General features: G+C 69.4%; 10 protein-coding genes. 2 read left to right on the forward strand and 8 right to left on the reverse strand.

Going from position 1 to position 10,454, the window contains the following annotated elements:
* Positions 1–1,597: acyl carrier protein (locus tag ACYVE7_RS20550; protein ID WP_460366583.1), on the reverse strand; the 1,597-nt coding region annotated here is incomplete at its 3' end.
* A gap of 561 nt (positions 1,598–2,158) precedes the next feature.
* Here ACYVE7_RS20550 and ACYVE7_RS20555 point away from each other — a divergent pair.
* Both ACYVE7_RS20555 and ACYVE7_RS20560 read left to right on the forward strand, forming a co-directional pair.
* The gene (locus tag ACYVE7_RS20555) at positions 2,159–3,196 is read left to right on the forward strand and encodes an alpha/beta hydrolase (RefSeq protein WP_460366584.1); all 1,038 of its coding nucleotides are present in this window, start codon (positions 2,159–2,161) and stop codon (positions 3,194–3,196) included.
* A 20-nt stretch (positions 3,197–3,216) separates the two neighbouring features.
* Complete coding sequence (locus ACYVE7_RS20560) at positions 3,217–4,458, forward strand: alginate lyase family protein (RefSeq protein WP_460366585.1); 1,242 nt, start codon at positions 3,217–3,219, stop codon at positions 4,456–4,458.
* Here the strand turns inward: ACYVE7_RS20560 and urtE are convergent.
* From urtE to ACYVE7_RS20595, 7 genes are all read right to left on the reverse strand, one after another.
* Complete coding sequence (urtE, locus tag ACYVE7_RS20565) at positions 4,455–5,147, reverse strand: urea ABC transporter ATP-binding subunit UrtE (protein ID WP_460366586.1); 693 nt, start codon at positions 5,145–5,147, stop codon at positions 4,455–4,457. The two genes, ACYVE7_RS20560 and urtE, sit on opposite strands and share 4 nt — an antisense overlap.
* On the reverse strand, positions 5,147–5,890 hold the full coding sequence (urtD, locus tag ACYVE7_RS20570; RefSeq protein WP_460366587.1) for an urea ABC transporter ATP-binding protein UrtD: 744 nt from the start codon (positions 5,888–5,890) through the stop codon (positions 5,147–5,149). The genes urtE and urtD overlap by 1 nt, the downstream gene beginning before the upstream one ends.
* On the reverse strand, positions 5,887–7,005 hold the full coding sequence (gene urtC, locus ACYVE7_RS20575; RefSeq protein ID WP_460366588.1) for an urea ABC transporter permease subunit UrtC: 1,119 nt from the start codon (positions 7,003–7,005) through the stop codon (positions 5,887–5,889). Before urtC ends, urtD begins: the two co-directional genes overlap by 4 nt.
* The gene (urtB, locus tag ACYVE7_RS20580) at positions 7,002–7,871 is read right to left on the reverse strand and encodes an urea ABC transporter permease subunit UrtB (RefSeq protein WP_460366589.1); all 870 of its coding nucleotides are present in this window, start codon (positions 7,869–7,871) and stop codon (positions 7,002–7,004) included. Before urtB ends, urtC begins: the two co-directional genes overlap by 4 nt.
* A 69-nt stretch (positions 7,872–7,940) precedes the next feature.
* Positions 7,941–9,158 carry an urea ABC transporter substrate-binding protein gene (gene urtA, locus ACYVE7_RS20585; RefSeq protein ID WP_460366590.1) on the reverse strand — a complete coding sequence of 406 codons (1,218 nt, stop codon included), beginning with the start codon at positions 9,156–9,158 and terminating at the stop codon, positions 7,941–7,943.
* A 192-nt stretch (positions 9,159–9,350) separates the two neighbouring features.
* Positions 9,351–10,097, reverse strand: coding sequence for a dimethylargininase (gene ddaH / locus ACYVE7_RS20590; protein WP_460366591.1), 747 nt, complete (start codon positions 10,095–10,097; stop codon positions 9,351–9,353).
* On the reverse strand, positions 10,094–10,454 hold a 361-nt coding region (locus ACYVE7_RS20595), incomplete at its 5' end, for a hypothetical protein (RefSeq protein WP_460366592.1). The genes ACYVE7_RS20595 and ddaH, both read right to left, overlap by 4 nt.

Raw genomic sequence — 10,454 nt, forward strand, 5'->3', positions numbered from 1 at the left:
TCGCCAGGGCCGCGCGGATCACCCGCCGCTGGGACGGGCCGTTCGGCGCGGTCAGGCCGTTGGACGCGCCGTCCTGGTTGACGGCCGTCCCCCGGACGATCGCCAGCACCGGATGGCCGAGGCGGCGCGCGTCGGACAGGCGCTCCACCACCAGGACGCCGACGCCCTCACCCCAGCCGGTGCCGTCGGCCGCCGCCGCGAACGGTTTGGGCCGCCCGTTCGCGGCGAGGTTGCCCTGCGTGCTGAACTCGACGAACGTGTCCGGGGTCGCCATCACGACCACACCGCCCGCGAGGGCGAGGGAGCATTCCCCCGACCGCAGCGCCTGCGCGGCCAGATGCAGCGCCACCAGCGACGACGAGCACGCCGTGTCCACCGTCAGCGCCGGGCCCTCCAGGCCGAGGGAGTACGACACCCGGCCGGCCACGATCGACCCGGTATTGGTGTTGTACGGATAGTCGTGGTAGGTCAGCCCCGCGAAGACTCCGGCTGAGCCGCCCTTCAGCGACAGCGGGTCGATGCCCGCCCGTTCCAGGGCCTCCCAGGACGCTTCCAGCAGCAGCCGCTGCTGCGGGTCGATGACGAGGGCCTCGTTGGGGCTGATCCCGAAGAACCCGGCGTCGAAGTCCCCTGCGTCGTGCAGGAAGCCGCCTTCGCGGGTGTAGGTCTTGCCGGGCGTGCCGGGCTCGGGGTCGTAGATCCCGTCGGTGTCCCAGGAGCGGTGGGCGGGGAACCCCGAGATGCCGTCGCCGCCCTCGGCGACCAGCCGCCACAGGTCGTCAGGGGATTCGACGCCGCCCGGATAGCGGCACGCCATGCCGACGATCACCACCGGGTCGTCGTCGGCCGCCCTCGCCACGGCCGAGACCGACCCGGCGTCGGCCGCGCCGAGCAGCTCGTCGACGAGGTATCCGGCCAGGACGATCGGGGTCGGATAGTCGAAGATCAGCGTGGCGGGCAGCCGCAGGCCGGTCGCGGCCGTCATGCCGTTGCGGAACTCGACCGCGGACAGCGAGTCGAACCCGAGGTCGCGGAAGGCGCGGGCGGGGTCGATCCCGCCGGTTCCGGTATGGCCGAGGACGGCCGCCGCCTGCGCCCGGACCGTCTCCAGCAGCAGATCCGCGCGTTCGGGGTCGGTGAAGCGGGCCAGCCGCTCCCTGAACTCCAGGGCCGCACCGGAATCGGACTCGGCCCGCCGTCTGGCCGTGCCCCGGACGAGGTCGCGGAGCACGTCGGGGACGTCGGCGGCGCGCAGCACGGTCCGCTCTATGGGCGAGTGGTCCTCGACCTCGGGCGAGGGGGGCGCCGGCGACTCCTGGAGGTCGGCCGTGAGCGGGTCGGTCAGCGGCGACGGCGCGGGTTCCGGGTCGTCGTCCAGGGCCGCGGTGAGGGAAACGGCGTCGGGGACGGTCAGCGGGTCGTCCGGTTCGGCGGGAGCCGGGGTGGCGGAACGGCCGGTGAGCCACTCGAAGTCCGGTCCGACCTCCTGCGCTTCGCCCGCCCCGTCCTGGGGTTCCTCGCGCAGGGGCGCGCCGTCGGACCCGAGCGCGTCGGGTTCGGGCCGCTGCCAGGGCGGGGTCGACGATGAGGTCGACATGTCGGTCACTGAGAGCTCTCCAAGTTCACCAGTGCGTACCCGCACTGATCACACGAAACGGTAGAGACCATATAGGACTCACGTTGCCCCGGCGTTACTTTCGCCGTGATTAGTTGGCGTTGGCCAGGATAGACCTGGACCTCCCAGTTACACCCTGCCGTCCGACCTCCCGCGCCTGTGACGCAGATCACATCGCACTACTCGAACTTTCCGCCCGGCAGGGTGATCTCACAGGTCGGAGGGCGTCCGACGTGATCGCGATCACCGCGAACAATGGCAATTCTCAGAACCTCGTGAGAATTCTCGCCAATCCCCTAAGCGCCGCGTAAAGGCGTCCGTCGAATGACGCATTACCACTCCCGGCATGGCCCTCGCGCCCGGAGTTCCCCCGTAATACCGGGTCCACGCCTTGATCCACCGCCCGACTCCCGTTCGACCCCCGCCCGACTCCTGGGCCCGTGCGCCCATGGCCGGAGGGGGACGCGTTATCTACAGGGCAGATGGCAGGATCTTGTGATCTTCCGCTAAGTTTTCGATCAAACGTCCATATGGGGGATTCTCGTGCATCCGACAGCGAAGCGAGCGGCCGTGGCCGCGGCCGTCCTGCTCGTGTCCGTGCTCCAGCCGGCGGCCGCCCGCGCGGCCGCGCCCGCCGACACCGGCGCCAAGGTCATCCAGGAGCAGGGCGTCCGCGACCGGGTCGTGGACATCACGATCGACACCCCCTCCCTGACCTTCATGAAGCCGAAGGCGCGGATCTTCCTGCCGCGCGGCTACAGCAAGACCGCCAAGCGGAAATGGCCCGTCCTGTACGTGCTCGGCGGCGGTGGCGCCGGCGACTACCAGGGCTGGGACGTCATGACCGACCTCAAGGACTGGGCCGCCCGCTACGACGCGCTCGTCGTCATGCCGGAAGGCGGCCAGGGCAGCGGGTTCACCAACTGGTACAACGGCGGCAAGGGCGGCGGCCCCAACTGGGAGACCTTCCTGGTGGCCGAGGTGCCGCAGCTGATGGAGCGCAACTACCGGGCGAGCAACGCGCGGGCCATCATGGGGATCTCCTCCGGCGGCCAGGGCGCGCTGACCTTCGCCGGACGCCACCCCGGCTACTACAAGTACGCCGCCTCCTTCAGCGGCATCCTGCACCTGACCCAGCCGGGCCTGGCGACGGTCCTGGCCTGGACCGACATCGCCAACGGCGTGCAGGGCGGCGTGAAGGCCAAATGGGGCGACCCGGTCAAGGACCGGGTCAACTGGATGTGGCACGACCCGTACGTGCTGGCCCAGAATCTGCGCGGCACCGGCCTGTACATCTCCTCCGGCACCACCGGCAAGGCGGGCCCGCTCGACGCGCAGTGGGAGGAGCTGCTGAAGGAGAAGGGCCTCGGCGACGCCCTCCAGTGGCGGATCATCGGCGGGTACGGCGAGGCCGTGGTCGGATCGACCGTCCAGTCGTTCGCGACCAAGCTCAGGGCGATGGGGATCCCGGTGACGGCGCACGTCTACGGCGACGGTCTGCACAACTGGGCGTACTGGAACCGCGAGTTCCATCTGGCCTGGCCCATGATCATGAAGTCGATCGGAGCGAAACAGTACTGATCACCTGATTTCATAGCCGCGTGCGTAGAAAGCTGGCGGCTCTGGCCGTCTCCCCCCTGCTTCTCGGCGGGCTCCTCGCCGCCCACGTCGTCCCCGCTCCGGCGACGGCGGTGCCGAAGGCGGCCTCGCGGAAGGTCGCCTTCGTGCATCCCGGAGTCCAGCTCGGCAAGGCCGACCTGGACTACGTCCGCAAACGGCTGAAGAAGGAGCCGTGGAAGACGGCCTACAAGACCGTCAAGAAGTCGAAGTACGCGTCGCTGAAGGCCAGGCCGAAGCCGTCGAAGCTGGTCGCGTGCGGCCCGTTCGGCGAGGGGTCGAACGCCGCCTGCGACCTCGAGCGGCGCGACTCGGTCGCGGCCTACACCTACGCGCTGTTGTGGGCGTACAGCAGGGACAAGCGGTATCTGGCGCAGGCCACCCGGTTCCTCGACGCCTGGTCGGCCGCGGACCCGCAGCGGACCGGCGGCGACGCCCCGCTGGCCGCGGCCTGGTCGGGACAGAACTGGGTGCGGGCCGCCGAGCTCGTCCGGCACACCCAGCCCAAGGGCAAGAAGTGGACCCACGCCCACCGGTTCGAGGCGATGCTCCGCACCCGGATCCTGCCGCTGGTCAAGGACGGCTACGCGATCAACGGGATGAACGGGAACTGGGACCTCGTCATGGCCGACGCCACGACCGGGATCGGCGTGTTCCTCAACGACCGGCACACCTTCGACAAGGGGGTCGCGCTGCTGCGCAGCCGGGTGCCGTCCTACTTCTACCTGGCCTCCGACGGGGACCGGCCGCACCAGCCGCGAGTCCCGGTCTGGGACCTCGACTCCTACTGGTACCAGCCGTGCAGTGAGACGATCAACGAGAACGACCCGAACCCGAAGCCGTGTGCCGACGGCGGCCCCCGCCCCGTCTACGCCGAGGGCATGACCCAGGAGACCTGCCGCGACCGGATCCACCCGATCTACGGGATCGCGGCGACGATGCAGACCGCGGCGACGGCGCGGCTCCAGCACAAGGACCTGTTCAAGGAGCTCAAGCCGCGGGTGACGGCGGCCCTGGAGTTCCAGTCGAAGCACTGGCTGCAGCCGGTGCCGGGCTGGCTGTGCGGCGGGCGGCTGAGCAAGTCCCTCGCCCCCGGCCTGGAGATCGGCTACCAGGCGTACCGGAAGGTCTCGCCGCTGTCGTGGACCCGCAAGGCGCTGCTCAAGCAGCGCCCCGCGGGTCTGGAGCAGTTCATCGCGTGGGAGACCCTGACCAACGCGCGTTAGACGGCCAGGAGCCGGGCCACGTCGTCGTTCTTGAGGTCTTCGGACTCTCCCGCGGCGGCGACGTGGCCGCTCTCCAGGATGATGAACCGGTCGGCGAGCCGCAGCGCCAGCTCCAGGTACTGCTCGACGAGCAGCACCGCCAGCCCTGACGCGTGGAGCTGCTCGATCGCGGTCTCGATCTCCAGCACGATCGACGGCTGGATGCCCTCGGTCGGCTCGTCGAGGATCAGCATCTTCGGCCTGGTCACCAGCGCGCGGGCGATCGCGAGCTGCTGCTGCTGGCCGCCGGACAGGAAGCCCGCCTTGCGCTTGAGCAGCGGGACGAGCCGCGGGAACGCCTCGATCGCCTCGTCGACGGCCTTCTTGTCGCGGTGGGCGGTCGCCTCCAGGGTGACCTGCAGGTTCTCCGCGACGGTCAGCTGCGGGAAGGTCTCGTGCCCCTGCGGGACATAGCCCATGCCGCGTCTGACCCGTTCGTGGGTCTTCAGCTTCGTGACGTCCTCGCCCTCGAACAGCACCTTGCCGGCCGTCGGGCTGAGCACGCCCATCACCGAGTTCAGCAGCGTGGTCTTGCCGACGCCGTTGCGGCCCATCACGCACATGAGCTGCCCGGCCTCGACCTCGAAGTCGATCCCGAACAGGACGCGCGCCCGCCCGTAGGCGGCCTCCAGTCCCTCAACCTTGAGCATTACGCCGCGTCCTCCTTCTTGCGGCCCAGATAGACCTCCTGGACCTTGGGGTCGGCCTGGACGGCCGCGACGTCGCCCTCGACCAGCACGGTTCCCTCGTGCAGGACGGTGACGGTCGAGGCGTAGCGCCGCAGGAACTCCATGTCGTGCTCGATGACGATCACCGTGTGGTCCTTGGCGATCTCGGTGAGCAGTTCGCCGGTCCGCTCCCGCTCGTCCTTGCTCATGCCGGCGACGGGCTCGTCGAGCAGCAGCAGCTTGGGGCCCTGCGCGATGAGCATCCCGATCTCCAGCCACTGCCGCTGGCCGTGGGACAGGATGCCGGCGGGCTTGTCGGCGAGCTCTTCCAGGCCGATGGTGACCAGCGCTTTCTCGACCGTCTCAGAGACGGTCCTGCGCTGGCGGAGCAGGGCGGCGAGGGGCCGCCGGAAGCTCGCGGCGAGGTCGAGGTTCTCCACGACCGACAGTTCCTCGAAGACCACCGAGGTCTGGAAGGTGCGGCCGATGCCGAGCCGGACGACCTTGTGCTCCTTCTTGCCGACCAGGGAAGTGCCGGCGAAGGTGACCGTCCCGGAGGTCGGCTTGGTCAGTCCGGTGATCACGTCGATCAGGGTGGTCTTGCCGGCGCCGTTGGGGCCGATCAGGAAGCGCAGCTCGCCCTCCCCCACCGACAGGTTCACGCCGTTGATGGCCTTGAAGCCGTCGAAGACGACCATCAGGTCCTTGATCTCGAGCAGGCTCATGCGGGCACCTCCTCCTTGATCGCGATGCTCTCGGGGGCCTCGGGCGCCCGGGGGGCGCGCCGCTTGGCCACGAAGTCGCCGAACTGCTGGGCGAGGCCCACGATGCCCTTCGGCGCCACCATGATCACCAGGATGAACAGGCCGCCCTGGAGGTAGGTCCAGCTGTCCGCCCACTTCTCCGACAGGGCGGTGTGGCCGTAGTTCATGAGGACGGCGCCGAGGATGGCGCCGCCGAGCGCGAACCGTCCGCCGATGGCGACGGCCACGACCAGCTCCAGCGACGGGACCACGCCGAGCAGCGCCGGGGAGATGAACCCGACGACCGGCACGTAGAGCGCCCCGGCGATGCCCGCCATCGCCGCGGAGGCCGCGAAGGTGATCGTCTTGACGGTCGCGGGGTTGTAGCCGAGGAAGCGGACCCTGTCCTCGCCGTCACGGATCGCGACCAGCAGCCGGCCGAAGCGCGACTTCACGAGCTGGCGGGCGAGCAGGTACAGCGCGCCCAGCACGACCACCACGGTGAAGTAGAGGGTGCGCTGGGTGGACTCCTCCTGGGGGTCCATCCCGAACACGTCGTAGAAGTTGGTGAGACCGTTGGTGCCGGCGGTGAGACCCTGGTGGCCGATCAGCCAGATCACGAACGCGGCGGCCAGCGCCTGGCTGAGGATCGCGAAGTAGGCGCCACGGACCCGCTGGCGGAAGACCAGCAGGCCGAGCAGGAGCGCCACGGCCACCGGCAGCACCACGACCATCGCCAGCGCGAACACGGGGCTGCGGAACGGCTCCCAGAGCGCGGGCAGCTTCTCCACCCCGCTCCACGTCATGAAGTCGGGCAGGCCCTCGCCCGAGTCGTGGAGTTTGAGGTACATGCCCATGGCGTAGCCGCCGAGACCGAAGAACACGCCCTGGCCGAGCGTCATCATGCCGCCCTGGCCCCAGGCGAGGCCGATGCCGAGGGCGGCGATCGCGAGACAGAGGTACTTGGCGAGCAGCCCGAGCCGGAACGGGTCGAGCACGCCGGGGGCGACGGCCAGCAGCAGGGCGGCGACCCCGATGAACAGGGCGTAGCCGCGGACTTTCTTGGACGACAGTGCGGTGGCGAGAGAAGTGCTCATGTCAGTGCCCTGGAACGGAGGACGAACATGCCCTGCGGACGGAACTGGAGGAACGCCACGATCGAGCCGAACACGATGACCTTGGCGAGGCTCGCGTCCGTCCAGAACTCGGCGTAGGAGTTGAGCAGGCCGAGCGCGAGCGCGGCGAGCACGGCGCCGCGGAGCTGGCCGAGGCCGCCTGCGACGACGACGAGGAAGGCGTCGACGATGTAGTTGGTGCCGAGGGTCGGCCCGATCGGACCGATCAGGGTCAGCGCGACCCCGGCGATGCCCGCCAGGCCCGAGCCGATGAAGAAGGTCAGCTGGTCCACCCGCTCGGTGACCACGCCGGAGCAGGCCGCGAGTTCGCGGTTCTGCATGACGGCGCGCATCCGGCGGCCCTGCCGCGACTTGTTCATGTACGCCCAGATCGCCACGACGCAGACGACCGCCAGCGCCATGATGAACACCCGGGTGTACGGCACCTGGACGCCGCCCAGGCTCATCCGGCCCGCCAGCCAGGAGGGCGCGGTGACGTTGACGTTCGGGGCGCCGAACAGGTCGCGGGCGAGCTGCTGGAGCACCAGGCTGACGCCCCAGGTGAGCAGCAGCGTGTCCAGCGGCCGGCCGTAGAAGCGGCGGATCGCCACCCGTTCCAGGATCAGCCCCATCACCCCGGCGACGACGAACGCCACCGGCAGGGCGACGATCACCGCCTGGCCGCCCGCCAGGTCCTGGAGCATGTAGGCGGTGTAGGCGCCCGCCATGATGAACTCACCGTGCGCCATGTTGATGACGCCCATCTGGCCGAACGTGAACGTCAGGCCGAGCGCGATCAGCAGCAGCGCCCCGGAGATGCTCAGTCCGATCGGCAACTGGTCCAGCATGACCCCTCCTCTCTCTCATGCCGCCGACCCGTGCCGGGCGGAAGGCCCGGCACGGGTCGCAGATGGTGCTTACTTGCAGGGGCTCGGGTTCGGGACGAGCGAACCGGCCCACGGGTAGGTGGTGAGGCAGGGGTCCGGCTTGATCGGCTTGCCGGAGTTCCAGACCTCGGTGATCAGGCCGTCCTTCTGGATGACGCCGATCCGGGCGGTCTTGTAGACGTGGTGGGTCTTGCCGTCGATGGTGACCAGGCCCTCGGGGAGTTCGAGCGCGACGCCGTCCGAGGCGGCCTTGACGGCCTCGACCTCGACGGTGCCGGCCTTCTCGACCGACTTCGCCCACAGGTGGACGGCGTTGTAACCGGCCTCCATCGGGTCGGAGGTGGGCTTGCCGGGGAACTTGGCCTGGTAGGCCTTGACGAAGGTCTCGTTGGCGGCGCCCTTGGTGGTCTGGTAGTAGTTCCAGGCCACCGGCTGGCCGACGATGTTGTCGACGCCGATGCCGCCGACCTCTTCCTCGGCGATGGACACCGAGAGCACCGGCAGCTTCTCGGCGGTGCCGCCCGCGGCCTTGAACTGCTTGAAGAACGCCACGTTGCTGTCGCCGTTGAGCGTGTTGAAAACGGCGTCGGGCTTGGCGGCCATGACCTTGTTCACGAGCGTGCCGTATTCGGTGTGGCCGAGCGGGGTGTATTCCTCGCCCAGGACTTCCATTCCGTTGGCCTCGGCGTAGGCCTTGATGATTTTGTTCGCGGTGCGCGGGAAGACGTAGTCGCTGCCGACCAGGAAGATCTTCTTCTTGCCCTCGGCCTTGAGGTAGTCGAGGCCGGGGATGATCTGCTGGTTGGTGGTGGCGCCGGTGTAGTAGATGTACGGGGACTGCTCAAGGCCCTCGTACTGCACCGGGTACCACAGCAGGGCCTTCTCCTGCTCGAAGACCGGCAGCATCGCCTTGCGGGACGCGCTGGTCCAGCCGCCGAAGACGGTCGCGACCTGGTCCTTCTTGATGAGCTTGCGGGCCTTCTCGGCGAAGGTCGGCCAGTCGGACGCGCCGTCCTCGATCACCGGCTCGATCTTCTTGCCGAGCACTCCGCCCTTGGCGTTGATCTCGTCGATCGCCATGAGCTCGGAGTTCTTGACCGTCACCTCGCTGATGGCCATCGTGCCGCTCAGGGAGTGGAGGATGCCGACCTTGATGGTGTCGCCGCCGCCGGCCGCGTCATCCGACTTCTTGGATTCGCCGCCGCACGCCGTCAGAGCGAGAGCGGAGACGCTGGCCAGAACGGCCATTCGGCGCCAGGTGGAAATACCCACTTTGTTTCTTCTCCTCAACAAGACCCCGAGTTGTTTGATCTCAACTTGGAGGTGCCTTATTTCGGAGGCGGAAGATGATTGTTAAGCGGTGATTACGAAAGTACCACCTTGTAAACAGGCGATGACCTGGCATATCTCACCATCCGGACCAAACCGGAAAGAGTCTTTCTAGATGAGGATGGAGAGGCAGGTCACGCAGCCCTCCAGGGCCTCGAACTCGGAGATGTCGACGGCCGTCACCCGCCACCCGTCCCGGCGGAGCATCTCGGCCGTGCGGGGCGCGGACGCCGCGATCAGCACGTGCTCGGGATCGAGAACGACCAGGTGCGCGCCGCTGTGCTCGGGCGCGACCAGCAGCCCGGGCAGGCCCGAGGTGTCGAGCCAGTCGGCGACGCCGATCAGGGTGCCGTCGGGCAGCGCCGTCATCGCGGACTTGAGATGCAGGCAGCCGGTGACCTTGACGCCGACCACCCGGCGGGTGGGGAAGGCCGGGGAGATCTTGCAGAGGGCCTCGTCGTCGGTCCGGCCGGAGCGTCCGACGTACAGGGTGTCGCCCGCCTGGAGGACGTCGCCGCCGTCCAGGGTGAACTCGCCTTCCATCGCCCTGATCTCGACGCCCAGGGCGCGCAGCGCGCGTTCGGTGCCGGCCACCTCGGGACGGCGGGACGGCGCGCCGGGACGGGCGAGCACGGCCGCTCCCCCGCACACGACCGCGGTGTCCTCGACGAAGACCGCGTCGGGGCAGTCGTCGGCGGGCTCCACCTCGTGCACGGCGAACCCGGCGGCGGCCAGGGCGGCGGCGTAGGCGGCGTGCTGGCGGCGGGCCAGCTCCAGATCGATGGGGCGGCGCTCCAGATGCGTGACGATGCCCTCGGCGAGCCGGGGTCCGGGAACTCGGACGAGGGCAGATCTCATCTGGGGGCGCCTTCGGTCGTCAGGATCACGCCGAGGGCGTGGGCGGGGGTCATCCCGAGCGCGGCCGCGACCCGGTGGAGTTCGTGGCGTTCGCCGTCCGACAGCCTGTCGTCGGCGAGTCCGACCCGGACGGCCTCGGCGAGGAACCATTCCTTCGCGGCGGGCGCGAGCTGGGTTCCGGCCGCCGCGATCTCCTCCAGGAGGTAGGAGGGGCGCATGTCCAGGTCGCCGGCGAGCTCGTCGGGGCCGTAGTGCACCTCGCCGTAGCCGCGGACGGCGTCGACGGCGCGGAGCCTGGCCGCGGTGTCGGTGGGGTCGCCCGCGAGCAGCACCAGCGCGACGGCGGCGTCACACGAG

The organism is Actinocorallia lasiicapitis (assembly GCF_054778695.1).